This window comes from Pseudomonas sp. R32, from assembly GCF_009866705.1.
Taxonomy (GTDB): domain Bacteria; phylum Pseudomonadota; class Gammaproteobacteria; order Pseudomonadales; family Pseudomonadaceae; genus Aquipseudomonas; species Aquipseudomonas donghuensis.
This window is the reverse complement of record NZ_CP019396.1, coordinates 2,108,838-2,134,579: the sequence shown is the minus strand read 5'-3', so window position 1 is coordinate 2,134,579 and position 25,742 is coordinate 2,108,838. Positions and strand designations below refer to the sequence as shown.

Here is a 25,742-nt window from a genome sequence, read left to right as displayed (position 1 = left end):
CAAACGGTATTGCCTGCTTATCAACATCGCCCGCCCTTCTATTATTCATCGCCTACTGTATGGCGCGGCACTACTGTGCCCGAAACTATTGAAAGCCATTGACTGATTTACAACTAACAAAGTTTTACATCCTGCACACGGATACTAACAACGAAGCCCCCTAGCATAAAAGATCCTTAGTTCACGAAACTCTCGTAAACCACCATGAAGACAACACGGATTTATACTGCATTGACCGGCTTCTGTCTGATAACCACTTCAGCGCACTTATTGGCCGACGATTGGCAATTTACCCTGCAAGGCGGCGCGGCCAATGCGCCGCGTTACAGCGGCAGCAGTGAACGCTCTACGGCACCGGTGCTTGGCTTCGAGATCGAAAGCCCTTACGGGTTCTTCCTCAAGGAAAAAGGCCTGGGCTGGAAACAGGAATGGGACGACGCCAGTTTCAGCACCTACATCGGCACCAGCGACGAACGCAAAGACCGCAAGAAAGGCTATCGCGGCTCCGACCGTCTGCGCGGCATGGGCTCGATCAAATCCCGCGCCCTGGTGGGCATGGAAGGGTCCTACACCTGGGGGCCGCTCACCTTCGGCGCCACGTTCGAACATGCGCTGAAAAAAGACAGCAACAAAGACACCGGCTCCGCCTACCAGACCCTCGAGTTGAGTGTCGGCACCTCGCTGTACGAAGGTGATTTCGGTAGCCTGACCGGCAACGTCAATGCGCTGTTTGGTGACGCCGACTACGTCCGCACCTGGTACGGCGTCAGTGAGCAGCAAGCCGCCAACAGCCGCTTTGCCGCGCACAAGACCCATGGCGGCCTGGTCAGCCAGGGCGTCAACCTGACCTGGAGTCTGCCACTGGGCGAAAATACCCGCCTGCATACCCTGCTGGATGTACAGAACCTTTCCGGGCATGTCAGTGACAGCCCGATCGTCGACCGTCGGGTGCAAACCTCCATCGCCAGCGTGCTCGAGTACAGCTTCTAGAACGCCCACCCTTGTGCCGCAGGCTCCACGGGAGGCGCCTGCAGCCCTGTTTGACAACCGCGCGCGCCAGGCCGGAACATGAGCCCCTCACGCACACCAGGAGGTTCATCGCATGAGCAAGGCACCCTATGTCCCGCCTCGGGTCTGGCAGCACGACGCGCCGTCTGGCGGCGAGTTTGCCAACATCAACCGGCCAGTCGCCGGCCCGACACACGACAAGGCCCTGCCCGTGGGCAAGCAGCCGCTGCAGCTTTACTCCCTGGCCACGCCCAATGGCGTGAAAGTCACCATTCTCCTCGAAGAGCTGCTGGCGCTCGGGCATGCCGGTGCCGAGTACGACGCCTGGCTGATTCGCATCAGCGAAGGCGAGCAGTTCTCCAGCGGCTTCGTCGAGGTCAACCCCAACTCGAAGATCCCCGCCCTGTTCGACCGTAGCGTGCAGCCGCCGATCCGGGTGTTCGAGTCGGGTTCGATCCTGCTTTACCTGGCGGAAAAATTTGCCGAGTTTCTGCCCAGCGACCCGGCCGGTCGCACCGAGACCTTGAACTGGCTGTTCTGGCAGATAGGGGCAGCGCCCTACCTGGGCGGCGGTTTCGGTCACTTCTATGCCTACGCGCCGGAAAAGCTCGAGTACCCGATCAACCGCTTCAGCATGGAAACCAAGCGCCAGCTGGATGTGCTCGACCGCCGCCTGGCTGAAAGCACGTACCTGGCTGGCGATCGCTACAGCATCGCTGACATCGCAGTTTGGTCCTGGTATGGCCAACTGGCGCTGGGCAGGCTGTACTCGGCGGGCGAGTTCCTCAGCGTGCAGGACTACCCCCATGTGCAACGCTGGGCACAGGCGATTGCCGAGCGCCCGGCGGTGGTCCGCGGCCTACGGGTCAACCGCACCTGGGGCGATGAAAGCAGCCAGCTGCCCGAGCGGCATGCGGCGCAAGATCTCGACTGATCGAGGACCCTGTTCCAGGATGGAGCACTACACATCACTGCTGCAGGCGCTGTTCTTCTTCGCGCTGACCTTCGCCCTGGGCTATCTCTCGATTCGCCGCATGCGCACGCTGCAGGAAGCCGTCGACCGCGAGTTCCAGGCAGCGCTGCGCCGCCACCACATTGACAGCTACGAAGTACTGCGCGACCGTACCCGCAACCACTACCACCCGGAGGCGATCCAGGTGCATCGGATACTGCGCGATGACAAAGGCCAGCACTACCTGTATGTCCACATCAGCGACTCGCCCGGGGTGATGCAAGCCCTCAGCCGTGAGCGGGCTTTGGCGGCGTTAGCCTAGGCTGAGCAATCCCACCTTCGACCCATGGATGATCCTGTTGAAACCCCTCAAGCACCGTTTTCTCGCCATCGCCATGCAAGTGGTGCTCAACATCAGTATCTGGAGCGGCGGGCTCTACATGATCTGGGTATTGTTGGACCGTGATGCAACGCGGTACTTCGAAACCTACGTCGTCTTTGCCATCACCGGCCTGTGCCTGTTCTTCTTTACCGCACTGTTTGTGCGCTGCCCGGAATGCAACACGTCCATGCACCATCTGTACAAGCCTGGTGACGGACTGTTGATGCACCGGGGATTGCTGCCCCATGAGGTCTTCACCCAGAAGCTGATCGAGTGCCCTGCGTGCAAGCAGGTGGTGAAGTTTCGCGATTAGCGCACGCTGATAACGACCTTGCGTGCGAGCATCCCCACCAGCATGCCGGCGATCGTCAGGAGTACATCGGCGCTGAACTTCGCCGCGTAGTCAGGGGCGTAAATACGGTCATGGGTGTAGAAGGTCGGACCGGTGTTGAACACCGTGTGGTAGCCATTGGGGAAGAATGCCACCAGGCACAGCACCACGATCAGACCCAGGGTCCAGCCGCCGGTACCGTCGTAGGATTGGCTACGAAACCAGAGGAGAATCCAGGTCAGCACGGCAGCGAAGATGGGGGTCCAGTATTGGCTGGTGATGGCGTCGTAGAATTCCAGGGTGAAGTACATGGCGTTGCTGAGTCCTTTCAATGAAACAGATGGAGAGGGTTCTGTTGCCCGCCGCAAAAACGCGCAAGGCCCTGGGTTGTCAGGGCCTTCAGGTTGATGCCGGCATTCGCTGTGTGCGGTGCATTCTATCACGCTACGCGCACTGACTCCGCACTTGTCCCGCCTCAACCGGCTGGCGCAATACGGACCGTTTCCAGACGGTCCAGGCCTACGCCGTAGAAGAACGAGAACGGCCGCCCGGCCTGATAAGCGAAGTTGCTGCACATTTCACGCAAACCCTCGCGCCCGGCATCGGCCAGGTCGAAGGGCTGGTACGGGTGCACGCCGAGCGATCCGAATTCAATCGACAGCCAGGACGAACGAAACTTGCCATAGGACATCTGACTGTCCACGCTGACCTTGAGCCCACCGGCCTCGAGGCGCACCCGCAAGTCACGGTCGTCAAAGTACAAACTCGCAGGAACGCGCAAGGCCATTTGATCGTGGGTGAGAATGTCCATGTCGCCCACCAGCTGTGCGCCGTCGGCCTTGAAGCGGGTGATGATGAACGGCAATGCCGTCTGCACGAAGCTGTCGACCTGACAAATTGCCTCGCCATTGACCGTGCGGCTACCGGCAAAGGCATGACGCCGCTCGCTGTCGCTGACCAGCGTATTGAGGCTCACCTCTGACGGAAACTCGAACCACAGCGCCAACACCTTGCGCCCCATTGCGACGACGTTTGCAGGGGCCTGCCCGATTTCCTGCCCCGCTGCATTCAATCGCCTGGCCTGGCTGTAATCAAGCGTCAGTTGCAGGCTGGGAACCACGGCCTTGCGCGCGCGCAGGATGGCTTCGAACTGACGGTTCAAACCCTGGCGCTGCGCAGGGGCAAGGGCATTCTCGGCACCGCGCAGCAGCAGCGTGTCGCTGCGCTGGGGGGCCAGCTCCAGCTGCAGCTGTTGCACGTCGAGTTGTTGCGCGGCCAGCACATGCTGCATGGCCTGCAAATACCCCTCGTGCACTTGCGTGGTGTCGTGGCGAGGATGGGCACCGCCCTGGAACTGCAGCTCGGCCAGCACCACCTTGTGGTCCTTGAGCAGCGCCACGGCGAGCAGCACACACAACCCAACGCCCGACCCAACCATCAGCTTCCATCCCGCGCTTTGACTCATTACCTGCCTGCTCCTTCAGATAGACCACAGCGTCTCGCTCAGCCACGCACTGGCACCCTTGCGCCATGCCGGCCCGAGCCAGGGCGGGGATGATAACCGGCATTGCCCGGCATTGCCGCTTCAACCGGGTTGACCAGCGGCAGATACCACCGCGTAGGCCACCTGCTGCGCTTATACTGGCCGCAATGGGCCATGGAGGGACATCTTGGACAGCCTTGTGAAACGTCGAATCATCTTGAGCGTCAGCGCACTTGCCGGTTTTTTGCCCGTCACCCTGGTGTTTATCTGGGGCGCCTTGTACTTTCTCGCGGGAACCTTGGGCTCCTCCCCCATTGTCTGGGAGAACCTGCTTGTGGTGCTGGTACCCATTGCATTTTCGCTTTTCTGCCTCTGGACATGCTGGAAACTCTACGCCATTTCAATGGCCACAACGCCCGAAGTCCGCCACAAACGCCTGCTGGTCATGGGTGTCCTGGGTACGATCCTCTGGGGGTTGCCCTGGGCTTATCTGGGCCGTGACTTCCCCACGACAATCTACATTTTCCTGATGCCCGGCCTCACTGCAGCGGTGATGCTGGGCATGGCGCTGAGCCGGCAAAGGTCGGCAGTGACGCGCGCTCGACCCGACGCGTGAACGGCCTGGCAGCTGACAATGCGAGCCTGCCCGGCCGGCCCCGGGCCGCCTCCACGCCCCTGGCGGCCCGGCCAATGCGAGTAGCCATCCTCCCCCTCCCGTCATAGCATGCTTGCCTAACGGTCGGCACGCCAAACGGACTTGGAAGATGAACGCCAACACACAGCTCGACGCCAGCACCCTGGGCCTGAACGAACAGCGCCTGCGCGCTCTGGCCCACCGCGACACCCTGGAAACCTGCAGCCTCGACCAGTTGCGCGACGTGCAACTGCGCCGCCTGCGCTGGTCGCTCAAACATGCCTGGCGCAACGTGCCCTGGTACCACCATCAGTTCGAAGCCCAGGGGCTGCACCCCGAGGATCTCCAGCAGCTGGAAGACCTCGCCCGCTTTCCCTTCATCGGCAATGCCGAGTTGCAACATCACTATCCGTTCGAACTGTTCGCCGTACCCGCACACCAGGTCGTGCGCCTGCAGGCCTGCAATGACGGTAGCGCCCGCTCGCCGGTGATTGGCTACACGCGCAACGACCAGGAGGTCTGGGCGGCGCTGGTCGCGCGCTCGTTGCGCGCCGCCGGTGCCCATGCCGGCGACCGCCTGTACGTGCTCGGCGGGCAGGACGCCTTGGGTGCCAGCGGCGGCATCCAGTTGGGCGCCGAGCGTCTGAACTGTGCGCTGATCCCCCTGGCGGCGCGCCAGGCCGGCCAGCAGGTCCGCCTGCTCTGTGACTTCCAGCCGCAGATGCTCATCGCCACGCCTTCCCACTTGCTGGCCCTGGCCAACGAGCTGGAACGCCAGAACATCGCGGCGTCGGCACTGTCCCTGCGCATGGCCCTGATCGGCCCGCAACCCTGCAGCAGCGCCCTGCGCCAGGAACTCGAACAGCGTCTGGGCATCCAGACCCTGGCACTCTACGGCGTACCGGCACTGATGGACCCGGGCATCGGCATGGAATGCCTGGAAACCCGCGACGGCGTGACCCTTTGGGAAGACCACTTCTACCCGGAAATCATCGACCCGGACAGCGGCACACCGCTGCCTGATGGCAGCTTCGGCGAAGTGGTGCTGACCAGCCTGAGCCGCGAGGCCCTGCCGATGATCCGTTACCGCACCGGCGATATCGGCCGCCTGCTGCCGGGTACCGCCCGCAGCATGCGCCGCCTTGAACGCCTCACCGGCAACAGCGCCACTACCTTGCGCCAGAGCGCCTGAACAGGACCCGGTCAATGACTACGATGCACCCATTAAAAGTCGCCGATATCCGCCGCGAGAGCGCCGACACCGTCTCGATCGCCTTTGAGGTGCCAGCGCACCTGGCCTCGACCTACCGCTTCCAGCAGGGCCAGTACCTGCAACTGGAGGCGCAGTTGCAAGGTGAAGCGGTACGGCGCTCTTATTCGATTTTCAGCGCCCCCACCGACGGCGAACTGCGCGTAGCCATCAAGCATGTACCCCAGGGACGTTTCTCGAGCTACGCCAACACCCAACTGGCGGTAGGCGACGCATTGCTGGTGATGCCACCCGCAGGCTCGTCGTATCGTCCGGAACCGCAGGCGCAGGTCCATCACTGCCTGGGCATGGCCTCAGGCAGCGGCATCACGGCGCTGCTGCCGATCATCAAGACGACCCTGGAAAACGATGAGCGCAGCCGCTTCACCCTGGTCTATGGCAGCCGCGACCGCGCCAGCATGCTGTTTGGCGAACGGCTGGAGGCACTGAAGGGGGTGTATGCAGAGCGTCTGCAACTGATCCTGCTGTTCAGCCGTGAAGCCAACAACAACGGGCTACCGTCCGGGCGCCTGGACATCGCCACCTGTGATTGCCTGTTCCGTGAATGGGTCGACGTCAGCCTGCTCGACGCGGCTTTTATCTGTGGCCCACAGGCCATGGTCGAGACGGTGGGTGGGGCGCTGAAGGATTACGGCCTGGCAGCCGAGCGCCTGCATTTCGAACGTTTTGCCGAGCCACAGCCTCTGCGCGAGGCGCTGCCCTCCTGAACCGCGCGGGCCTTGCGCTGCCTGGCAGCGCAAGGCGAACATTCGCTCAATCGCGGTCGCGATGGTCGGCGACGCCGCGCATCCAGTAGCCCTTGCTGCGGACCAATCGACGTGGAATCGAACAGGCCTCAGTGAGGTAGTCACGCACCTCATTGACGCACTGCGCTTCGCCGGCGATCCAGAACTGCCCGACCCCCGACGGCAATTGCAGACTGTCGATACCCTGGAGCAACAGATTGCTGCCGGCGGGATGCTCATCGCGGAAGAACCACTCGCAATTGACTGCGGCCAGTGAATCCAGCGCTTGCAGTTCGGTCATGGTTTCGGCTTCCAGCACCACCAGGGCGCGGTCTCCCGGCGACAGGCTCTCAAGGATGCTCATCACCGCCGGGGTGCCGGTTTCGTCTGCGGCCAGCAGCATCCACTCGGCATCTTCCTGGGGCTGAAACCCACCTCGCAACGCCGAGCAACCGATCTGATCGCCGAACTGTGCCTGCTCGACCCAACGTCCGGCCGGACCATGGTCATGGCGCACGAAGTCGATGTCGACATTGCCCGACTGCGGGTAGTGCCGGCGGATGGTGTAGGCCCGGCTGACCTGGCTGCCGCCACTGGGCAGGAACAGCTTCAGCCATTGCGAAGGCTGGCACGGTAGCGCGGTGGCGAACAGGTCGCCCTTGAAGGTGACACGCCGCACCAGCGGCGTGACATCGCGGATATCGATCACATCGAGGTTGTACTTCAACTTCTTGCGGAACTCGAACATGAATACTCCAGATTTACTTGGCTTTCGCCTTGGGTGAACGGGCCAGCCAGACAATGGCCAGGACAGCGCAGAACAGCCATGCGCTGGCGAGGGAGAAATCGTTCAGGGCCAGCATATGCGCCTGCCGGTCGATGGTTCGCGCCAGCGACTCGAGGGCGCCCTGGGCCGACAGCCCGAGCGAGTTGAGGTTGTCCTGGGCCTGGGCGCTCCAGTGGTCGAACGGCGTCATGCGCTCGGCCAGGTCGACCTGATGCTGGCGTGCCCGGTGATCCCAGAACGCAGGGCCCAGTGACACCGCGAAGCTGGCGCCGGTCATGCGCAGGGCGTTTTGCAAGCCGAGGGCCGCCGGAATTTTCTCCGGTGGCAGGCGCGACAGCGAGATCGCCACCAGCGGGGTGAACAGGAACGCCGTGCCGGCGCCCATCAGCACCGAGTTCCAGCCGATGAACTGAATGTCCAGGTTGGTCTCGAAGTACATGCGCCACAGTGATGCGCCGATCCAGCAAATGAACGCCATGCTCGCCAGTACCCGCGCGTCGGTATGCTGCATCAGCCTGCCGATGAAGGGCGCCAGCACCACCCCGGCGATCCCCAGGGGGGCGGTGGCGATACCGGCCCAGGTCGCGGTGTAGCCCATTTCGGTTTGCAGCCACAACGGCACCAGCACCAGCGAGGCGAAGTACAGGGCAAAGCCCAGGCTCACGCTCAGGGTGCCGATGGCGTAGTTGCGCTCCTTGAACAGGCGCAGGTCGAGAATCGGGTGTTGCGCGGTCAGCTCCCAGGTAATAAGGGAGGCGAACCCCAGCACGGTAATGACCGCCAGGACCCGAATCGGCGTGGCAGAGAACCAGTCCAGGTCCTGGCCCTTGTCGAGCAGGATCTGCAACGAACCCACGGCGACCATCAGCAGCAGCAGGCCGACCACATCCACCGGCAGCTTGCGCGTAGGGTTGTCCCGCCCGCTCAGCACCTGGCCGAGGGTCAGCAGGATGAAGATGCCAACCGGCACGTTGATATAGAAGATCCACGGCCAACTGATGTTATCGGTCAGGTAGCCGCCGAGGATCGGGCCGCACACCGGCCCCAGGAAGGTGGTCATCGACCACACCACCAAGGCCGTTGTACGCCGCGCAGGCGGAAAGATCGCCACCAGCAGCGCCTGGGACAACGGCGCCAAGGGGCCGCAAACGGCGCCCTGGAATACCCGGAATACCAGCAGCGAAGTCAGGTTCGGGGCCAGGCCGCAGCACACCGAGGCCAGCACGAACAGCACCACGGCGCTGAGGAACAGCTTGACCTGGCCGAAGCGCTGGGCCAGCCAGCCGGTGAGCGGCAGGCCGATGGCCAGGGAGATGCTGAACGAAGTCAGCACCCAGGTGCCCTGGTCAGGGGCCACGCCGAGGTTGCCGGAAATGGTCGGCACCGCGACGTTGGCGATGGTGGTGTCGAGCACCATCATGAAGTTGGCCATGCCGATCGCCAGCGCGCCGAGGACCAGCGTGCCACCGCTCAATGGCTCGATGGGACGCTTGGCGCTGCTCATCGATCGTTCCTCGAGACGCTCAGTTTCGACACTTGCAGGTTCTCGGCGATGATCCGGTTGACCAGCGCTTCGCTGCCGCTACCGATGTTGCCGTAGACCTCGGTGTTGTCCTGGACGCTGGTGGGGGCCTGCTCGTCCGGCTCACCCAGGGTGGCCTTGGCGGTCATCGACAGGCCGATGCGCAGTGGGTGGCGCAACACCTCTTCGCGGTCCAGGGCGATGCGCACCGGTACCCGTTGCACCACCTTGATCCAGTTGCCGGTGGCGTTCTGCGCCGGGATGGTGGCGAACGCCGCGCCGCTGCCGGCTTCGATACCCTGGATGCGGCCGTGGTAGACCACGCTCTCGCCATACAGGTCGGCAAACAGTTCAACACGCTGGCCGACCTTGATCTGGCCCAGTTGCGACTCTTTGAAGTTGGCCTCGACCCAGACCTTGTCCAGCGGCACCAGGCCCATCAGAACAGTACCCGGTTCGATGTGCTGGCCCACTTGCACCGCGCGCTTGGTAATCAGGCCATCCACCGGCGCCGGGACCTTGGTCCGCGCCAACGCCAGGTAGGCTTCACGCACACGCTCGGCGGCAGCGGCCACCTGCGGATGGTTTTCCACGGTGGTGCCCTGGATCCGCGCCTGCAGGCCGACCAGTTTGGCCTCGGCCGCGCGCAGGCCGGATTGGGCGATCTGCGCGGCTTCCTCGGCGTGGTGCAGGTCTTCCCCGGACACCCCGCCCTGGGCAATCACTGAACGGCGCCGTTGCAGGTCCTGATTGGCCCGGTTGGCTTCGGCCTGGCGCAGCTTGACCTGGGCGGTCAGGTCGTTTTCTTCGGCGAACAGGCTGTTGACCGTGCGTACGGTCAGGGCCAGTTGGTGGGTGGCGGCGTCCAGGCTCAGGCGCGCATCGGCCGGGTCGATTTCGACCAGGGTGTCACCGGCCTTGACCGTATCGGTGTTCTGGATGTTCACCGCGGTGGCCGTGCCGCGCACCTGGGCGGAAATCAGCACCACGTCGCCACGTACATAGGCGTTGTCGGTGCTTTCATAGAGGCGGCCATACACCCAGTACCACAGGGCGGCAGCCACGGCCGCCGCCAGGGCGACCAGGGTGATGAGCAGGAAAATCGGGCCGCGGCGCGACTTGGCCGGAGCCGGGGCTGGGGTTTGGGTGGCGTCAGTCATGGGAGGTTCCTGCAAGCGTAGTGGAGTTCTGATCAGCTTCTTTCCAGCCGCCGCCAAGCGCGCGTAGCAGGCCGGCATGGTTTTGCAGCGCCGAGGTTTTCAACTGGACCAGTTGCATGCGCGTATCGAGCACCCGGGTCTGGGCATCGAGCACATGCAGAAAATCGGTGAGGCTTTGCCGGTAACGCAGGTTTTCCAGGTCGTAGACCTGTTCGGCCTCATCCAGCCCCTGCACGGTTTTCAGGCGCTGGCCTTCGATGGCGCGCAGTTGCGAGACATGCCCGGCCACTTCGCTCAGGGCATTGACCAGGGTCTGGTTGTAACTGGCCACCGCTTCGGCGTAACCGGCCTGTTGCGCCCGGTACTGGCCACGCAGACGCCCGGCGTCGAAGATCGGCAAGGTCACCGCCGGGCCCACGCCATAGGTGCGGCTGTCGTGGTGGAACAGGTTCTGAAAACTGAAACTCTGAAAGCCTGCGAATGCGAGCAGGTCAATGTTCGGGTAGAACGCCGCACGCGCCGCGCCAATGCGTTTGCCTTGCGCTTCGACGCGCCAGCGCTGGGCGACCACATCAGGCCGGCCACCGATCAGCTCGGCAGGCAGATGCCCCGGCAAGGCCACGCTACGCCGAGGGTCGGCGACCTTGGGCAGCCATTGCTCGCCCCAGCCCGGCCCCTTGCCGGCCAGGGCCGCCAGGCGCAGTTGATAACCGCGGGCGGCGCCTTGCAGGCGCGCCTGCTCGGCTTCGAGCAACGGGATCGGCCCCCGTGCCCGCACCACGTCGACCTGGGTGCCCAGGCCGGACTTCAGCCGGTCTTCGCTCAGGCGCAGGATGCTGCGGCGCTGCTCCAGGGTCTGGTTGACGATGGCCTGCTGCTCGAGCACGCCGCCCAAGGCAAACCAGGTTTCCACCAGGCTGCCGCTGAGCGCCAGACGGGCCACCGCCTGATCGGCCTGGGCGGCGCGCAGGCTGCCCACCGCCGCTTCGTTCAGGGACCGGTTCAGGCCCCACAGGTCGAGGTTGTAACGCCCTTGCAGCAGCGCTTGGCCATCGGTGTGCCAGACCCCGGCTTCATCGGCGCCGGTCTTGTAGTTCTGCGAATCCTGGCTGCGCAGGATCTGGGTCATGGCCGACAGGCTCGGCCGGGTGTTGGCCAGGGTAATGCCGGCGTCGGCTTGCGCCCGGTCGATGCGCGCGCTGGCAACCGCCAGGCTTGGCGATGTCTCCAGGGCGGCAGCCAGCAGGCGGTCGAGGTCGGCGTCGTTAAAGCTCAGCCACCAGCGATCATCCGCCTGGGATGCGGGTTGGGTCGCGGCGTGCTCGATGTCCAGACCGGCTTCGAGCTGTTCGGGTGACAAGGGTTTTGGCGGTTCGGGGCTATGCCCGGGGCTGACGCAGCCGGGCAATGCCAGCAGCAGACAGACCGCCAGCCAATGCTGAATCGAATGAGAGGGTTCCATCACAACATCCTTGGAGGGTTGGGTTGCAACGGGATGATAGGTAGCCCCTGGCATATTGAAAATTGCAATTAACCGAGACTAGACTTGCGTTTCTTGCAACAAGGAGCGTGCAATGAACCTACCTGATCTGAACCTGCTACTGACCTTCGATTCGATGCTGCGCGAAGGCAGCGTCACCGGCGCCGCCGAGCGCATGAACCTGAGCATCCCGGCCATGAGCCGACGCCTGGCGAACCTGCGCGAGGCCATGGGCGACCCGCTGTTCGTGCTTGCCGGACGCCGCCTGGTGCCCACCCCCCTGGCACTGGAACTGGCGCCGCAGGTGCACAACCTGCTCGAAGAGGCGCGCAATGTGCTGGGCACTAAACAGAAGCTCAACCTGGGCACGGTAAAGCGAGTATTCACCCTGCGCACCGAGGACGGCTTCACCGGTGCCTGGGCCCTGCGCCTGAGCCAACGGGTGGCGCAACAGGCCCCGCATGTGACCTTGAGTTTCATGTCCCAGGGCAACGAGGATGTCGCCGCCTTGCGCGACGGCCTGATCGACCTCGACATCGGCATCGCCGGCCCCCTGGGGCCCGAGGTCTACAAGCAGCGCCTGTACATCGACACCTTTGTCGGCGTGGTCAACAACCAGCACCCCCTCGCGCGCCAGAGCAGTGTCAGCGCCGAGGACCTGGTGGCCTTCCCTCACCTGTCGGTGTCACGCCGCGGCCGCACCCGCGGGCCGCTGGACCTGGAGCTGGAAAAGGTCGGTTTGCAACGCAAGGTGCAGTTGGTAGTCCCGGGCTTTCAGGCGGCCATGCAACTGGCCAGTTCCTCGGACATGATTGCGGTGATCCCGCGGCGCTTCGTCGAATGGTCGTTGCCGCTGCTGCCACTGCACATTTTCCCGCTACCGCTGGAGACCCCCGGCGGCGAGTTCTGCCAGGCCTGGCACCCACGCGTGAACAATGATCAGGTACATCGTTGGTTGCGCCAACTGGTGCAGGAATGCTCCAGCAGCTGAATCGGTTGTCCTGCGACGGGCGCCAAATGCGAGCGCCCTGCAGCCGCCCCCTCAGACAAAAAAACCGCCCACAGTAGCCAGCGACAAAAAGCACCCACAACCCCTCCTCCAGGCAATCGTAGATTGCGTGTTTCGAAATTTACATCCAGTCACACTTATCTCTAAGTTGTCGTCCGTGCAAACCAGCATTTACCCCATAACAACGGCGCGCCCCCCCATGGGTAACCAGTGCGCGTGGTTTTATTGATACCGGAGCAGACTAATGATGGATCGTAATGGCTTCTCTCTTGATCGTCGGGGCCTTCAAACCTCGCAGGAGTACCTGGCAAGCCTGCGGGATGGCAGGGAAGTCTGGATCAACGGCGAGCGGGTCGAGGATGTCACCGAACACCCTGCGTTTCGCAACGCGGCGCTGATGAATGCGCGCTTCTACGATGCGCTGCATGACCCCAAGCTGCGTGACAAACTCACCGTTGAGATCGACGGCGCTCCCGGCCTGCGCTGCCACCGCTTCTTCCAGGCGCCGCGCACGGTCGAAGAACAGGTCGCCGCGCGCGATGCGATCGCCGAAACCGCACGCCTGAGCTATGGCTGGATGGGTCGCACCCCGGATTTCAAAGGCGCCTGGATCGGCACCTTCGGCCCTAACCGCGACCTCTATGGCGAGTACGCCGAGAACGCCACCCGCTGGTACAACTTCAGCCGTGAACGCCTGCCGTTCATCAACCATGCCGTGGTCAACCCGCCGGTCGACCGCAACCAGGACCCGAACACCTCCAACGTCTTCGTGCGCGTCGACGAAGAAACCGCGGACGGTCTCTACATCAGCGGCGCCAAAGTGGTGGCCACCGGCGCGGCACTGACCCAGTACACCTTCGTAGCCCACTACAACGTGATGTACCAGGACAAGAAGTACTCGCCGATCTTCATGATCCCCACCGGTGCCAAGGGCGTGAAGCTGATCTGCCGGACCTCCTACGAGCAGGCGGCGAGCAAGAACGGCAGCCCGTTCGACTACCCGCTGTCGAGCCGCATGGACGAGAACGATTGCATCCTGATCTTCGACCGGGCCTTCGTACCGTGGCAGGACGTGTTCATGTATGGCGTGGAGATGTCCAACAGCTTCATTCAGAAATCGGGTTTCTTCGGCCGCACCCTGATGCACGGCTGCACCCGCCTGGCGGTGAAGATGGACTTCATCTGCGGGCTGTTCCTCAAGGCCGTGGAAATCTGCGGTACCCGTGACTTCCAGGGCGTTCAGGGGGCAGTGGGCGAAGCCATCGCCTTGCGCCACATGCTCTGGGGCCTGTCCGACTCCATGGCCTATCGCACCGAAAACTGGAACGAGGAATTCCTGCTGCCCAACCTGGAATCGGCACTGGCCTACCGCGCCACCGCTGGCGATGCCTACAGCCGGGTGATCAACCTGATCCGCAAGACCGTGGCCAGCGGCCTGATCTACCTGCCGTCCCACGCCAAGGACTTCCTCAACCCCGAGGTGCGACCGTTCCTGGACCAGTACGCCCGCGGCTCCAATGGCATCGACGCCGAAGAACGCGCCAAGACCCTCAAGCTGCTGTGGGACGCGATCGGCACCGAATTCGGTTCGCGCCACGAACTGTACGAGGTCAACTACTCCGGCAGCTACGAGAAGAGCCGCCTCGACACCCTGCACATCGCCAGCCATTCCGGACGCACCGAGCAAATGCGCGCCCTGGCCGAACAGTGCATGGCCGAGTACGACCTCAATGGCTGGACCGCCCCGGACTTCAAAAAGGCGTACGCGGCACGTTGAGGCCGTCGCGTAACTGAACATTAGCTGTCGTCGAGGGGCTGCCGCCCACAGGCCAATCCCGCCTGTGGATACAGCCCCCTCACGCGTGCACCGCACGCTTGAGTGTACGCACACCTCCATGTGTGAATCCTTTCAGCGCTGCTGATGGATACACCTTAGAAGAACATTTCCAGCTTGTCGGCTGCGTTCTGTGCAAAAGTCCATTGCACGGTTGCAGGCGATGCAACATAGCGCCTGAACGCCGTCGCGCTCCCTCGCCGCGCCCTACCCGCCCTATTGCCATCGACGCCCTGGCCGATAACCCCTCCAGGCCCGACTGCCGTGCGAGCTCAACCTGATCGGCGACCTGGCCAGGACGGCTGTCTTGCGCCCTGATGGCGAGCACCGGGTAAAAACCATACAATTTTGCTGGCAGCATAAATAGGCTCATCGCTGATCAAGCAAAAACAAACTCCTATATTTTCTGTTTATACAAATAGAGCGGCAATCCATGCAAAAAGTGATTGGTATTTATGGTGCAGGCGGTTTCGGCCGAGAAGTTTTACCCTTGGTTCGCGCGCAATACCCGGATGAGCAACTGTGCTTTATCGTTGACGCAGCAGAAGAAAAACACGTCAACGGCTGCCCGGTCTACACCTTCCAAGAATACGTGGACCTGCCCCACACCGGGAAGTCTGTGATCATTGCCATTGGCAGCAGCACCGCACGTGAAGCGCTCGAAGCCAAGTGCAGGCAAGAGCACCTGGGCATCGCGTCGGTAACAGCATCCAGCTCAATCATTTTAGATTCGGTCGAGGTGGGCGAAGGCGCAGTACTCTGCCACTTCACCCACCTGACCTCCAATATAAAAATAGGCAAGCAATTCCACGCCAACATTTATAGCTACGTGGCGCATGATTGTGTCATCGGCGATTACGTCACCTTTGCCCCAAACGTTCATTGCAATGGCCATGTGCACATCGAAGATCATGCCTATATCGGCACAGGGGCAATCATCAAGCCGGGCACCTCAAGCAAACCGCTGGTTATTGGCAAAGGCGCAGTTGTTGGCATGGGTGCGGTTGTGACCAAGAGCGTGGCCGCTGGGGTAACCGTAGTGGGCAATCCCGCCAAACCCTTGCTGTGAACCACCTGAAGCGCTTGATGCGAGCGCTTCCAGAAGCTGCTGGGCAAGCGTCTGGCTTCAAGCAAGATCTGCGGGTCGTAGCCATGCTCGCCGGCGCAAGCCTCGCCTTTGGACAAACGCGTTGATAAGGACCGCTACATCTGTGCAAAACCGGGGCATGGTGTTGAGTCCTAGCAGAGGGCTGTGGCTCACGCGCCTGTAGTGGCGGGTACGCGGCCCGGGATGCCCATTGTGATCAGTACCAGCACAGCGGTAGCGAAACGGTATCGGCAACGAAGGTGAACGGCAAATCCAGGAGCACAAGCGGACCAATAAACTGTGCGAGCTGATATTCAACCTCAAGCCCCTCATAGCAGTCATACGAACCATGGGAAACTGCTGCAGTCCAGGCACAGCCACCCACTTGTGAGATGGCCAATATCAACATGAGCTTCTGTAGCATGTAATGTCCTTATTACCTTTCCGTTGTCTGTCCTATAGACGCTATCGTGAAAAGTTAGTCACCTACCTCCCCCTGCGCGCCCAACGGCAACCAGCGATCCAGACTGCTCGGGTTGAGACAATCTCAAACATAGGGCAATCTTTCAGAGACGCATGCCCAGAAAAGGAGTTCTCAGATGGCATTTTCACCGAGGGAGCGAACCGCACTGCTCGCGCTCAAAGGCGTAGGCCCAACCGTTATCACCCGCCTCGAGCAAATGGGTATTGAATCGCTGGCAGAGCTCGGCAAAGCGGACGTCAGTGACATCCTGGCTCACGCATCAGCCGCACTAGGCTCGACCTGCTGGAAGAACAGCCCTCAAGCCCGAGCAGCCATTACCGCCGCCGTTGACCTGGCGAGAAGCACTCCAGAACACTCGCTCGCCGGCTAGCATGGTTCGATCATCTGCGCAGGTGCCAGCCAGTACTTTTCCAATGGTGGCCGGATAACGTTCAGACGGGGTTACCGGCGGTATAAAAAGGCAACGCATGGACCTGCAATTCAAGCGACTCAGTGAAATCAGCAGCGCCGATATCATCGAGCTCAACAACAACCCCGATGTCTTGCGCCACATGCCCTTGGGCCGCCCTGACTTTGACGAAGCCAAATGCTCAGCGTGGGTCGCCGAAAAAGAGTCACAGTGGCTGCTCAATGGATATGGCCCATGGGCTTTTTGGGTGAATCAGACATTTGCCGGCTGGGGCGGTTTGCAGCAAGAACAAGGTGATGCAGACCTGGCCCTGGTTTTACACCCGGACTACTGGGGCTTGGGCAAGGCAATTTTTGATGAGATCGTTCGGCGAGCCTTTCAGGAGATGGGACTGGGGTCGGTCACTGTCTTGCTTGCGCCAAGCAGAACACGCATCAAGGGTATTCTTCGAATAGGCTTTCGCCGTGATGGAGAGGTCGAGGTCGACGGCATACGCTTCGCTCGCTACCGGCTTCTTGCGAGCACTCGCGCTTGCATCCAACGACGGTAACGGGTGATTTTCTGCGGCTGTTTGCCTATGGCTTTTCTCTCCCGTGCAGGGCTCGCCCCCGTGCAAACGGCCGTAGAATTTGCAGCTGTCGACGCCAAGCGCCAACAGGTCAGTGAGCAGATCGCAACGTTACAGGCGCTGGACCGTCACCTGGTCGAACTCAAAGGCGAGATGAGCGCGCTGTTCGGCCAGCAAACCCAGGCCTGTCCTCGTACGGCTGGATCGCTCGCCTGCCAAGATAGCTGAACGCCGACCTCAGGCTATCCTCCGCAGAGCGCGGGCTGAAGCCCAGTTCCCGGCGCGCCTTGGCGATGCTGTACTCCTGGCGCACGTCATGGAACAGGCGTACCTGGCTCAGCAGCAACTGCGCCGGCCTGCCGGTCAGGCTCGCTATCCGCTCCTGTACCCAGGCGACACACATCAGCAACCAGCGCGGTGCTCGCGGAGGCTGACGATACCCCGGCACCCGTGCATTGGCCGCCTCCAGCAGATCGGCCAGTGACGAGGAGCGCTCGTTCGCGAGGATGTAGCGCTGCCCTGCCCGGCCCTTTTGCGCCGCCAGAATCAAGCCCTGGGCGACGTCACGCACATCGACGAAATTGAAGTGAAACCCCGGGTCCAGTGGCATCTGACGTTGGCGCACGGATTCGAGAAAGCTCATGGTGTCGGTCAGTTGCGTCGCATTGGGCCCGATCATGGCCGAGGGCAAGACCGAGACCATCCACAGGTCCAGCTCCCGCGCAGTCTGCCAGGCCATTCGCTCGGCGAGGATCTTCGACTTGTAGTAAGCGTTTTCGGTCTCGTCGTTCCAGGTGTCTTCATCCAGCGGTTGACCATCATGCCCGATCGCGGCCACCGAGCTGACGTACACGACCCGTTTCACACCCGCGCGAGACGCGGCCTGCAACGCATTGCGCGTACCCCGCACATTAGGTTCGACGATCTCGGCTTCTGGCCGCCTGGCCCAATGCCTGAACACCGCAGCCACCTGGAACAGTACCTCGACCCCTGCCATCGCCTTGAGCAGGGACGGTTCATCCTGCAATTCGGCATAGACGAGCTCGCAATCCAGCCCGTCAAAGGGCTCGGTCCTTGTCGTATCGCGCACGCCGGCCCGCACACGGTAGCCCTGATCGAGCAACGCCCTGACCAGGGTATTCCCCAGATGCCCATTGGCGCCTGTCACCAGACACAACTTGCTCACAGAACCTCCTTGTGACAGAACCCTGCCGCGTTTAATCGCCACAGCTTAAAGTCTGTCCCTAGGGGCATAGTCAAGCGGATACTGGGCAGTAGTTCTGATTTCACACTTCGAGCGGGAAACAGCGTCGTCAGGTGATTCGCCAATGCCTGCCCGACCACGGCCATCCAAGAGCACGATTGCCGTCAGCTTCCCCCGCCGATCAGAACGTGTAGGCCACTCCTGCCTGCACCGTGCGCGGAGCTCCAGGGTAGACATAGCTATTGAAGGCCCCTTCGTCATACCCCTTGTTGAACACGTTCTTCACGTCCAGGTTCAGGCGCACGTGCTCGTTGACCTTGTAGAAGCTCAGCAGGTCCACCACGCTGTAGCGTTCCATGGTGTAGGTCAGCGCTTCGGTTTGGCCACTGCGATCGTCCACGTACTTGACCCCCACCCCCAGGCCCAGGCCCTTGGCCAAACCGTCCTGGAACTCGTAGGTGTTGAGCAGGCTGAAGCTGTTGCGCGGGATATTGGCCAGGCGTGTGCCGGTGGGCAGGCGATTGTCCTTGGTCACCTCGGCATCGACGTAGGCGTAGCCGCCGATCATCCGCCATTCAGGGGTGATGTTGCCCGCCACGTTGATGTCCAGGCCACGGCTGCGTACCTCGCCGGCCGCCAGGCTGTAGTCGGTGTTCAGCGGGTCGCGGGTGAGCACGTTTTGCTTGACGATGTGGTACACCGCGGCATCGACACTCAGTTGCCGATCCAGCGCCTCCCACTTCACGCCCAGCTCATAGGACTTGCCTTTCTCCGGGTCGAAACCACCGCCGCCGGCCGGCGTGCCGGTGTTGGGTTTGAACGAGCGGGCGGTGTTGGCGTAGACCGCGACCGTGTCGCTCAGGTCGTAGAGCAGGCCAAAGCGCGGGGTGACGCCGTTCTGCCCTTTGCTGAAATCGCGGCTGTTGACGAGTTTGTCGTCATAGTCGTGCTCGAAGCGTTCAAAACGCACCCCGGCGAGGGCCTTGAGGCGCTCGGTCAGGGCCACCTGGTCCTGGATGAAGAAGGCCCAGGTCTGCAGGTTCTCCTTGTCCCAGGTGGTGACGCGGGTCAGCGCCGGGCGCGCCTGGCCAAGTACCGGGTTGTAGATGTCGATCGGGTAGGTACCGTTCGCCGCCGAGGAGCGCCGGATGATCGAGTTGTAGTCGTAGTCCTCGTACTCGACGCCGGTCAGTAGCGTATGGGCGAAGCCACCCGTGTCGAAATGACCGGTAAGGTTGAGTTGCCAGTCGCGGTCGGTCCATTCCAGCTTGCGGTAGTTGAAGTTGCGTTGCAGGGTGCGGCCGTCGGCCGGTGCGCCGTTGGCCTCCACGGCGTTGCCCTTGAGCGAGCCGTCGAGGAACTGGAAACCACCGCCCAGGGTCCAGTTGTCGTTGAGCAGGTGCTCGAAACGCACTTGGGCCATGTTGTTGTCGTTGTGCAGCAGGTTGTCGCTGCCTTTCTCCCAGATGTAAGTGTCGCGGGAGGCGCTACCGGTCTGGGTGCTGTAGCGGGTCAGGCCACGGTCGAGTGGGTGATTGTTGCGCATGAAATCGCCCTCGAAAACGACCTTCGTGCTGTCGTTGACCTGCCAGCTGATCACCGGTGCCACGTCGTAGCGTTCACTCTCGACATCGTCACGGAAGCTTTCACCGCCCTCACCGAGCACGTTCAGGCGGTAGGCGAGGCTACCGTCCTGGCTCAGCGGGCCCGTGGCGTCCAGGGTGGCGCGGTGCATGCCCTGGTCGTCGAACTGGCTGCCCAGGATGACCTTCGATTCGGGCAGCGGTTGCTTGCTGACCACGTTGAAGGTGCCGCCGGGGTCACCGCGGCCATAGAGGCTGGTGGCCGGGCCGCGCAGCACTTCCAGGCGCTCGACGGTGTTGGCGTCGGGGGCGTTGGGGTAGCCGCGGTTGATCGGGAAACCATTGCGGTAGAACTCGCCGGTGGTGAAACCGCGTACGGTGAAAGTGGTCAGGCCCTGGCCGCCGAAGTTGTTGGCGCGGCCGACGCCGCCGGCATAGTCGAGGCCATCCTGCAGGCGGGTGGCGCCGGTGTCCTCCAGGACATCCTTGGGCACCACGCTGACCGACTGCGGGGTTTCGTGCAGGGCAGTGTCAGTGCGTGTCGCACTGGCCGAACGGTTGGCTTTATAGCCCTCTACAGGCCCATCGGCACGCTCGTAATCGATCGCGTCAGCATTGATGCTGACTGCTTCTAGCTGAATGTTACCCGCCGCAAGAGGCGGTTCTGAGGCCCATACGAGTGAAGGCGCAGCGTGGAGCAGACACAGCGAGACGATCGTGCGACGCATCGATTGCGGTTCCAGAACAGGGAAGAACGGACAGTGAGGGTGAAGCGCGGCGATGGTATATGGTAACAATTCGTATTAGCAATAATTTTCTGCAGTCCCTCCCCTGGCGAGTCTCCTCAGCGGAATGAACGTCCGGGTTCACGCCACCTTTACGCCATCGAATCCGGTAAGCGTATTGGCCGGGCGCTTACCCCATCGTCAACTGTCTCCCGGTACAGGCCATTTCGACCGGTTCTGCCTGTAGCTCTGGCTCCCAGAAATCTTCCCATGTACTTTTAGCCATGGGAGTGGCGCCCCATCTGATCTCCTCGAGTGTTCGTCCGAGCGTCGGCCCCACCCGTGAGGCCATCGTACAAGTCGCCGCAGGACGAAAGACAGAGGCGATAAAACGGGCAAGACGCCCGCTACCTGCCTGAACGATATGTAAGGATCATGGATGATTGAGGTGAAGGATGTATCGCCCCCAGTTGGGCGAAAAGGGCAATACCAGGCCGAAGCATTACTGGTGTTCGTGGCCTTGGGATGGGGCCTGGGTTTTCCGCTGATGAAAGAAGCGGTGACCGGCAACCCGGTCCTGGTAATCCTCTGGCTGCGTTTCGCGCTTGCCGCACTGGTGGTGCTACCTTTCGCCTGGCGCAGCCTGAGCCAACTTAACCGTGCCGGGTTCAGCGCCGGCGTACTGCTCGGCACGCTGTTGTTCTGCTCATTCTTTTTGCTGATCTACGGCTTGCAGTACACCACGGCGGTCAACACCGGCTTTCTTGCCGGGCTATGCGTAATCTGGGTACCGCTGCTGGCAGGCCCACTGTTCAAAGTACCTACCGGTACCGGCACCAAGATCGGCGCGGTGCTAGCCCTTGCGGGGATCTTCGTGATGTCCGGTGCCGACGTGCAACAACTGCACAAAGGCGACCTGCTGGTGGTGTTTGGCTCGATATTCACGGCGTTGCACATCCTGGCCCTTGACCGGCTCGGTCACAAGGCTGGCAGCGCGGCTCTGGCCTTCATCCAGATCGCTACCATGGCCATTCTGGGCCTGCTGTGCAGTGTGTTTATGGTGGGTCAGGTATTGCCGACGCATCTGGATGCAAGTGTTGTTCGAGCGGTGGTGATCACCGCCGTATTGGCGACAGCATTTGCGTTCTGGGTCCAGACTCGCTTTCAACAACGGACAACCCCGGCACGAGCGACCTTCATCTATAACCTTGAACCGGTGTTCGCTGCGGTATTCGCAACACTGATTCTCAACGAGTCGTTGAGCCCGACGGTCTTTCTCGGCGGTGCAATCATTGTGCTGGGTATTGCCCTGTCGGAGTACTGGCCGGCCCTTCGCGGATATTGGCGCAGGCAAGCCGCGTCCTGACCGGGCGCACACCAGGAGACACAGAAGGAACGATGACCGCCTGAACGCCAGAGACGTGCAGGTGGTGACCGCACGGCGGCGATGATCCGTAGCGTATTTCTTTCCCAGGCAGGATCAAATGGCAGACAAAGTACACGACTACGAAGTTCAGGTAACTTGGATGGGTAATGAGGGCACAGGAACGTCAATTTACCTCGGTTGTTTTGAGGCCGAAGGTAATCTTGGCGTCGGGGTCTGACATCGAAAAAGCTAAGGCACTTCACCGGATCGCACACAAAAAGTGCTTCATTGCCCGTTCGGTTAACTTCCCCGTCAGTCATGAACCCGAAATATCGATAAGCCTGGATAGCTAACGTAACTAGAAATGCTGCTCACGTAGATGGGCACCATTTCTGTTTCGCGCAGCTACCAACGGCAGCCCCACCCACTAGCGGCAGCACGGGCAATGTCAGGCGACGGGGCAAGTGGCGAGCCGACCAGCGTCATCACCAGGCCGATGGTCGCCGACGCCCATATATGGACGGCCAGCAGATAGAGCTGCCAGGTAAAGTCCTGGTCCGTCGCGAACGTCGGCGAGGAAGACGCTCAGCCAACAGCCAGACGATTGCGCCCAGCCGCTTTGGCGATGTAGAGCGCCTGGTCTGCTTTATCGAGCAACGATTGCCATTGATCCAGGTTCGCTCCCGGCATGGAGGAGAGGCCGATGCTCACGGTAACATGCCCAAAGGGACTGCTTTCGTGAACGATATTTTGTCCGTTCAATCGATCAAGCATCAGCTGTGCAACCACCGTCGCCCCTGCGATGTCGGTATTGGGCAGGATCACAGCCATTTCCTCGCCACCGTAGCGGGCCAGCAGATCGGTTGGCCGCCGGACACATTCTGCAAGCACACTACCAACCTCCCTCAGGCACGCATCACCCGCAAGATGACCATAGGTGTCGTTGTACAGCTTGAAATGGTCGATATCGATTATGAGTAATGCCAGGAGGGTCTCATCCCGCTGGGCTCGATGTACTTCCATGGCCAGCGTCTCGTCGAAGCAGCGCCGGTTCGCCAGACCGGTCAGCGCATCGTTCATTGCCAATCGCTCGAGCTGCTGGTTGGTCTCGAGTAGTTGCTGCTGCGCCACCAGCAACGCCCCTTCTATCTCGATCCTGCGTCGGATATCGCGGATCAGCATCCACCCGATGATTCCGGTGACCCCAAGCAGGCCCGACACCGCCAACAGCGACAACACCGCTTCGAGCTTCCAGGACGCCAGTGCCTCGCGCTTGCCCAACGCGACAGTGGTCACCAGCGGGAGCCTATCGCTTTTGCGAAAAGCGTAAAGCCGCTCCACCCCGTCCAGGCTGGAGGTGAATGAAGCCGTTCCCACCGTTTTATCGACCAGGTACTTGGCGTAGATCGGAGACGTTGAAAAATTGCGTCCCATGTCCTGCTCGCGAAACGGATAGCGCACCAGCATCGAACCGTCGGTGTAAGACAAACCGATTGCGCCTTCCTGCCCTAAATCGATCTTGCCGAAGAGCCGTAGAAAATTTTCGATCCCCAGGGTAACCGCCACCACTCCAGCAAAATTGCCCTGTGCGTCATTGAATCGACGGCTGATGGTGATCACCCATTCCTGGTTGGATCGGCTGCGGATTGGCAGGCCGATAAAGGGCTCGCGGGAAGGATCGTTGAGGTGATGAATGAAGTAAGCCCGGTCGCTGCTATTGGCGCCTGCCGGAATCGTGCGGTTGGATGACATCAACCACCGGCCTTGCTTGTCATAGATGGTGACGCCGCTCATCTGTGGCATCAGCGGCTGCTGACGGCTAACGAGCAGACTCAGGCGATCGATCTGCGCGGGGTCGCTGCCTTCCGTCTCCAGACGCTCGACCAGGCCAAGCAGCAAAAGCGAGCTCTGCCTGACGATGCCGTCAGCATAGGTGGCGAGCGCCTGAGTCAGGTTCAGTCCATGAATGTTGATTTCTTCCAGTGCTCGTTCTCGCGAGGCCACCACTTTCCACAAGGTCAGCGATGCCAAGGAACAGCCAATCACCAGTAGCAAAAGAATAACGAGGTGGATATCACGCTTCACGTCAGTACCTGATGGAGAGTCCGGATTCTCGCGCGGGCTGTCTAGGGCCGCAGCAGAAGGCAATTCCTGGCCTTGGCCAACAATACAAGGAGTGCAACGAAAGCGCAGCAGGGAAAGGCTGGTGGCATGTTTTGTCCATCGTGATCATTTCGCTTTTGGTGAGGATCAAAAGAAACCCGGTCGCCAAGCCGGGGTCTTCATTGGCCGCCATTCGTCCAATGCGCGGCACTCCTCACGGATTTAGCATCTCTGAATGTTAAGCGTGGATGTCCCGCGCATCAGAACGGAGAGCCCGCATGGAAAGTGACGAGAATGCACCTGGTAACAGGTCGCAGCAGAACGTAACCCGAACAACCACTAACGAAACCGGCCATGATTCCCGGCGTGATGAGCCTGAGGTCCCTCTGCCGCCGGATGATGAGACACCTGTCGAGCAAGAGCTTTCTGACATGCATACCAACCATTCGCAACCAACCGAGCGTCCGCAAGCAGTCAATAAGGGCCGCACCGATCAGCCTGACGCCGACTCACAGATGAACGATCAGGATGAAAACAAGGAACCCCGCGGCGTACCTGCAAGCGACCCTGAATCGGGCGCCTGAGTCTATTCAAACATTCCGATTGCCCGCTCAGCGCGGGCATTTTCATGGCTCAAATTTACTGCAGCCAGGGTAGCCTTCGGGAGGCCTGGCCCCTGACAAAGCAGTAGTACAATGCTATGGAACAACACCGGCAGCCCGCGCACCTATTGCGCTTGCAAGCTACTCAGGTACTTTTTGCAAAAATCAGATTCTGAAATTCTATCGGCTCGGCCTTCCCAACCCTTATACGGAGCGTCGAGGGTGCCCATTATTTCATCCTTGACCTTGTCAGTCATGGCGGTTAGCTCTGCAGCGCTCTTATTGATACCGTGCGCTCGCATGTACTGCCCGGTTTCGAGGGCAGCGTTGGTAACGACTGATGGGTCGACGTTGCTCCCCATCGAATAGGCCACCGCACAACGGTTAGCTTGGTAGATGTGACCCTCAGGGTTCTCGCAGCCGTGTAAAAACAGAAACGCTGTTGCGATCAGCGCTGAGCAGGTTTTATAAGCCTTCATTTTCCTTCCCTGTAATGATTTTTGGCAGAAGCGTTCTCGGCAGGGGTTATACCGCGTGTTGCAATTGCCGCCGAGCGGATTGAAGGAGGTGGCCGATGGCGAGAACGCACGTTCAATTCATCGAGAAGGCGATCGCAAAGCGGAAATTTCAAGAAGAGGTGGCGCGGAGACACCCTACCGGGTGAAGTCTTTGGGACAATCCTTGGCCTGCCCAGATGCGCGCGAAATCTTGTCACGGTATCTTGCACCCACTAAAAGAATCGACTGCAGCCCGTCCTTTTCAAGCAATAAGGCAGAGCAGCCCAAGTTGCAAGATTCGCTCGATGTAAAGCAGACGTTCTGACCCGTGAACCGATAAAGATTCGCTGGCCAACCCGAGCAATCATACAGCCCCAGCCCGGGGCAGAAATACTCTTCAACCTCTCCGGCAGCGATTACATTGGATCCAATGGCATCCTGGAGGCTCCCTGCAGCAAAAACAGGCATACATGTAAATGTAGAAGCAAGGAGAAAGAGTGATCGTTTCAGCATGTGCAGTTCTCAAGCAGACTTAAA

26 protein-coding genes are annotated in these 25,742 nt (G+C 61.2%); 15 read left to right on the top strand and 11 right to left on the bottom strand.

Annotated features, from left to right (window positions below; genetic code table 11):
* Positions 1 to 204 precede the first annotated feature (204 nt).
* From PspR32_RS09805 to PspR32_RS09790, 4 genes are all read left to right on the top strand, one after another.
* Complete coding sequence (locus PspR32_RS09805) at positions 205 to 990, top strand: MipA/OmpV family protein (protein WP_374045245.1); 786 nt, start codon at positions 205 to 207, stop codon at positions 988 to 990.
* Between the two features lie 112 nt (positions 991 to 1,102).
* A complete protein-coding gene (gene yghU / locus PspR32_RS09800; protein WP_036994629.1) occupies positions 1,103 to 1,942 on the top strand; it encodes a glutathione-dependent disulfide-bond oxidoreductase in 840 nt (279 codons plus the stop codon).
* A gap of 19 nt (positions 1,943 to 1,961) precedes the next feature.
* Positions 1,962 to 2,282, top strand: coding sequence for a hypothetical protein (locus PspR32_RS09795; RefSeq protein ID WP_036994627.1), 321 nt, complete (start codon positions 1,962 to 1,964; stop codon positions 2,280 to 2,282).
* 37 nt (positions 2,283 to 2,319) lie between these two features.
* Positions 2,320 to 2,655 (top strand): hypothetical protein, encoded by a 336-nt coding sequence (locus tag PspR32_RS09790; RefSeq protein ID WP_145959282.1) that lies wholly within the window; start codon positions 2,320 to 2,322, stop codon positions 2,653 to 2,655.
* Here PspR32_RS09790 and PspR32_RS09785 read toward each other — a convergent pair.
* Together PspR32_RS09785 and PspR32_RS09780 are read right to left on the bottom strand one after the other, a co-directional pair.
* On the bottom strand, positions 2,652 to 2,984 hold the full coding sequence (locus PspR32_RS09785; RefSeq protein WP_036994625.1) for a hypothetical protein: 333 nt from the start codon (positions 2,982 to 2,984) through the stop codon (positions 2,652 to 2,654). The genes PspR32_RS09790 and PspR32_RS09785 overlap by 4 nt on opposite strands.
* 164 nt (positions 2,985 to 3,148) lie before the next feature.
* Positions 3,149 to 4,138 carry a hypothetical protein gene (locus PspR32_RS09780; protein ID WP_010225465.1) on the bottom strand — a complete coding sequence of 330 codons (990 nt, stop codon included), beginning with the start codon at positions 4,136 to 4,138 and terminating at the stop codon, positions 3,149 to 3,151.
* Between the two features lie 205 nt (positions 4,139 to 4,343).
* Between PspR32_RS09780 and PspR32_RS09775 the strand changes: the two genes are divergently transcribed.
* The 3 genes from PspR32_RS09775 (at position 4,344) to PspR32_RS09765 (ending at position 6,767) form a co-directional block, all read left to right on the top strand.
* The gene (locus PspR32_RS09775; RefSeq protein ID WP_159388381.1) at positions 4,344 to 4,772 is read left to right on the top strand and encodes a hypothetical protein; all 429 of its coding nucleotides are present in this window, start codon (positions 4,344 to 4,346) and stop codon (positions 4,770 to 4,772) included.
* Positions 4,773 to 4,920: 148 nt separating this feature from the next.
* Positions 4,921 to 5,982, top strand: a complete 1,062-nt coding sequence (locus PspR32_RS09770; protein ID WP_051636737.1) for an AMP-binding protein — start codon at positions 4,921 to 4,923, stop codon at positions 5,980 to 5,982.
* A 14-nt stretch (positions 5,983 to 5,996) separates the two neighbouring features.
* Positions 5,997 to 6,767, top strand: a complete 771-nt coding sequence (locus PspR32_RS09765; RefSeq protein ID WP_050990030.1) for an FAD-binding oxidoreductase — start codon at positions 5,997 to 5,999, stop codon at positions 6,765 to 6,767.
* 46 nt (positions 6,768 to 6,813) lie between these two features.
* Here the strand turns inward: PspR32_RS09765 and PspR32_RS09760 are convergent, their stop codons facing one another.
* Genes PspR32_RS09760 through PspR32_RS09745 form a run of 4 tightly spaced genes read right to left on the bottom strand, consistent with a single transcriptional unit; the run spans position 6,814 to position 11,716 of the window.
* Complete coding sequence (locus PspR32_RS09760) at positions 6,814 to 7,533, bottom strand: siderophore-interacting protein (RefSeq protein ID WP_010225473.1); 720 nt, start codon at positions 7,531 to 7,533, stop codon at positions 6,814 to 6,816.
* 13 nt (positions 7,534 to 7,546) lie between these two features.
* On the bottom strand, positions 7,547 to 9,076 hold the full coding sequence (locus tag PspR32_RS09755) for a DHA2 family efflux MFS transporter permease subunit (RefSeq protein ID WP_010225475.1): 1,530 nt from the start codon (positions 9,074 to 9,076) through the stop codon (positions 7,547 to 7,549).
* On the bottom strand, positions 9,073 to 10,254 hold the full coding sequence (locus PspR32_RS09750) for an HlyD family efflux transporter periplasmic adaptor subunit (RefSeq protein WP_010225477.1): 1,182 nt from the start codon (positions 10,252 to 10,254) through the stop codon (positions 9,073 to 9,075). Before PspR32_RS09750 ends, PspR32_RS09755 begins: the two co-directional genes overlap by 4 nt.
* Positions 10,247 to 11,716: an efflux transporter outer membrane subunit gene (locus PspR32_RS09745; protein ID WP_159388380.1), complete on the bottom strand. Its 1,470-nt coding sequence runs from the start codon at positions 11,714 to 11,716 to the stop codon at positions 10,247 to 10,249. The genes PspR32_RS09750 and PspR32_RS09745 overlap by 8 nt, the downstream gene beginning before the upstream one ends.
* Positions 11,717 to 11,828: 112 nt before the next feature.
* Here PspR32_RS09745 and PspR32_RS09740 point away from each other — a divergent pair, with 112 nt between their 5' ends.
* The 3 genes from PspR32_RS09740 to PspR32_RS09730 all read left to right on the top strand — a co-directional run bounded on the left by PspR32_RS09740 (position 11,829) and on the right by PspR32_RS09730 (position 15,646).
* Entirely contained in the window at positions 11,829 to 12,725 is an 897-nt protein-coding gene (locus tag PspR32_RS09740) for a LysR family transcriptional regulator (protein WP_159388379.1), read from the top strand.
* Positions 12,726 to 12,987: 262 nt separating this feature from the next.
* Positions 12,988 to 14,520: a 4-hydroxyphenylacetate 3-hydroxylase family protein gene (locus PspR32_RS09735; RefSeq protein WP_010225482.1), complete on the top strand. Its 1,533-nt coding sequence runs from the start codon at positions 12,988 to 12,990 to the stop codon at positions 14,518 to 14,520.
* Positions 14,521 to 15,010: 490 nt separating this feature from the next.
* On the top strand, positions 15,011 to 15,646 hold the full coding sequence (locus tag PspR32_RS09730) for an acetyltransferase (protein WP_010225484.1): 636 nt from the start codon (positions 15,011 to 15,013) through the stop codon (positions 15,644 to 15,646).
* A 235-nt stretch (positions 15,647 to 15,881) separates the two neighbouring features.
* On the opposite strand, the gene PspR32_RS09725 is transcribed toward PspR32_RS09730, so the two are convergent.
* On the bottom strand, positions 15,882 to 16,088 hold the full coding sequence (locus tag PspR32_RS09725; RefSeq protein ID WP_010225486.1) for a YceK/YidQ family lipoprotein: 207 nt from the start codon (positions 16,086 to 16,088) through the stop codon (positions 15,882 to 15,884).
* Positions 16,089 to 16,263: 175 nt separating this feature from the next.
* On the opposite strand from PspR32_RS09725, the gene PspR32_RS09720 reads away from it, so the two are divergent.
* Together PspR32_RS09720 and PspR32_RS09715 are read left to right on the top strand one after the other, a co-directional pair.
* On the top strand, positions 16,264 to 16,518 hold the full coding sequence (locus PspR32_RS09720; RefSeq protein WP_010225488.1) for a hypothetical protein: 255 nt from the start codon (positions 16,264 to 16,266) through the stop codon (positions 16,516 to 16,518).
* A 97-nt stretch (positions 16,519 to 16,615) separates the two neighbouring features.
* A complete protein-coding gene (locus tag PspR32_RS09715; protein ID WP_010225490.1) occupies positions 16,616 to 17,107 on the top strand; it encodes a GNAT family N-acetyltransferase in 492 nt (163 codons plus the stop codon).
* 160 nt (positions 17,108 to 17,267) lie between these two features.
* Here the strand turns inward: PspR32_RS09715 and PspR32_RS09710 are convergent, their stop codons facing one another.
* Positions 17,268 to 18,311 carry an NAD-dependent epimerase/dehydratase family protein gene (locus PspR32_RS09710; RefSeq protein ID WP_010225495.1) on the bottom strand — a complete coding sequence of 348 codons (1,044 nt, stop codon included), beginning with the start codon at positions 18,309 to 18,311 and terminating at the stop codon, positions 17,268 to 17,270.
* A 199-nt stretch (positions 18,312 to 18,510) separates the two neighbouring features.
* Complete coding sequence (locus PspR32_RS09705; protein WP_159388378.1) at positions 18,511 to 20,640, bottom strand: TonB-dependent siderophore receptor; 2,130 nt, start codon at positions 20,638 to 20,640, stop codon at positions 18,511 to 18,513.
* A gap of 436 nt (positions 20,641 to 21,076) precedes the next feature.
* Between PspR32_RS09705 and PspR32_RS09700 the strand changes: the two genes are divergently transcribed.
* Positions 21,077 to 22,003, top strand: a complete 927-nt coding sequence (locus PspR32_RS09700) for a DMT family transporter (RefSeq protein ID WP_051636735.1) — start codon at positions 21,077 to 21,079, stop codon at positions 22,001 to 22,003.
* 585 nt (positions 22,004 to 22,588) lie between these two features.
* Here PspR32_RS09700 and PspR32_RS09690 read toward each other — a convergent pair.
* The gene (locus PspR32_RS09690; protein ID WP_036994616.1) at positions 22,589 to 24,088 is read right to left on the bottom strand and encodes a sensor domain-containing diguanylate cyclase; all 1,500 of its coding nucleotides are present in this window, start codon (positions 24,086 to 24,088) and stop codon (positions 22,589 to 22,591) included.
* Between the two features lie 296 nt (positions 24,089 to 24,384).
* Between PspR32_RS09690 and PspR32_RS09685 the strand changes: the two genes are divergently transcribed.
* Positions 24,385 to 24,690 (top strand): hypothetical protein, encoded by a 306-nt coding sequence (locus tag PspR32_RS09685; protein WP_159388377.1) that lies wholly within the window; start codon positions 24,385 to 24,387, stop codon positions 24,688 to 24,690.
* A gap of 143 nt (positions 24,691 to 24,833) precedes the next feature.
* Here PspR32_RS09685 and PspR32_RS09680 read toward each other — a convergent pair whose 3' ends face one another.
* On the bottom strand, positions 24,834 to 25,187 hold the full coding sequence (locus PspR32_RS09680) for a hypothetical protein (RefSeq protein WP_159388376.1): 354 nt from the start codon (positions 25,185 to 25,187) through the stop codon (positions 24,834 to 24,836).
* A gap of 55 nt (positions 25,188 to 25,242) precedes the next feature.
* Here PspR32_RS09680 and PspR32_RS09675 point away from each other — a divergent pair, with 55 nt between their 5' ends.
* Positions 25,243 to 25,530: a hypothetical protein gene (locus PspR32_RS09675; protein WP_159388375.1), complete on the top strand. Its 288-nt coding sequence runs from the start codon at positions 25,243 to 25,245 to the stop codon at positions 25,528 to 25,530.
* The last annotated feature ends 212 nt before the right edge of the window (positions 25,531 to 25,742 follow it).

Coding starts and splice junctions, on each gene's coding strand:
- PspR32_RS09805 (WP_374045245.1), top strand. CDS start 205: ATGAAGACAACACGGATTTATACTGCATTGACCGGCTTCTGTCTGATA.
- yghU (WP_036994629.1), top strand. CDS start 1,103: ATGAGCAAGGCACCCTATGTCCCGCCTCGGGTCTGGCAGCACGACGCG.
- PspR32_RS09795 (WP_036994627.1), top strand. CDS start 1,962: ATGGAGCACTACACATCACTGCTGCAGGCGCTGTTCTTCTTCGCGCTG.
- PspR32_RS09785 (WP_036994625.1), bottom strand. CDS start 2,984: ATGTACTTCACCCTGGAATTCTACGACGCCATCACCAGCCAATACTGG.
- PspR32_RS09780 (WP_010225465.1), bottom strand. CDS start 4,138: ATGAGTCAAAGCGCGGGATGGAAGCTGATGGTTGGGTCGGGCGTTGGG.
- PspR32_RS09770 (WP_051636737.1), top strand. CDS start 4,921: ATGAACGCCAACACACAGCTCGACGCCAGCACCCTGGGCCTGAACGAA.
- PspR32_RS09765 (WP_050990030.1), top strand. CDS start 5,997: ATGACTACGATGCACCCATTAAAAGTCGCCGATATCCGCCGCGAGAGC.
- PspR32_RS09760 (WP_010225473.1), bottom strand. CDS start 7,533: ATGTTCGAGTTCCGCAAGAAGTTGAAGTACAACCTCGATGTGATCGAT.
- PspR32_RS09755 (WP_010225475.1), bottom strand. CDS start 9,076: ATGAGCAGCGCCAAGCGTCCCATCGAGCCATTGAGCGGTGGCACGCTG.
- PspR32_RS09750 (WP_010225477.1), bottom strand. CDS start 10,254: ATGACTGACGCCACCCAAACCCCAGCCCCGGCTCCGGCCAAGTCGCGC.
- PspR32_RS09745 (WP_159388380.1), bottom strand. CDS start 11,716: ATGGAACCCTCTCATTCGATTCAGCATTGGCTGGCGGTCTGTCTGCTG.
- PspR32_RS09740 (WP_159388379.1), top strand. CDS start 11,829: ATGAACCTACCTGATCTGAACCTGCTACTGACCTTCGATTCGATGCTG.
- PspR32_RS09735 (WP_010225482.1), top strand. CDS start 12,988: ATGATGGATCGTAATGGCTTCTCTCTTGATCGTCGGGGCCTTCAAACC.
- PspR32_RS09730 (WP_010225484.1), top strand. CDS start 15,011: ATGCAAAAAGTGATTGGTATTTATGGTGCAGGCGGTTTCGGCCGAGAA.
- PspR32_RS09725 (WP_010225486.1), bottom strand. CDS start 16,088: ATGCTACAGAAGCTCATGTTGATATTGGCCATCTCACAAGTGGGTGGC.
- PspR32_RS09720 (WP_010225488.1), top strand. CDS start 16,264: ATGGCATTTTCACCGAGGGAGCGAACCGCACTGCTCGCGCTCAAAGGC.
- PspR32_RS09715 (WP_010225490.1), top strand. CDS start 16,616: ATGGACCTGCAATTCAAGCGACTCAGTGAAATCAGCAGCGCCGATATC.
- PspR32_RS09705 (WP_159388378.1), bottom strand. CDS start 20,640: ATGCGTCGCACGATCGTCTCGCTGTGTCTGCTCCACGCTGCGCCTTCA.
- PspR32_RS09700 (WP_051636735.1), top strand. CDS start 21,077: ATGATTGAGGTGAAGGATGTATCGCCCCCAGTTGGGCGAAAAGGGCAA.
- PspR32_RS09685 (WP_159388377.1), top strand. CDS start 24,385: ATGGAAAGTGACGAGAATGCACCTGGTAACAGGTCGCAGCAGAACGTA.
- PspR32_RS09680 (WP_159388376.1), bottom strand. CDS start 25,187: ATGAAGGCTTATAAAACCTGCTCAGCGCTGATCGCAACAGCGTTTCTG.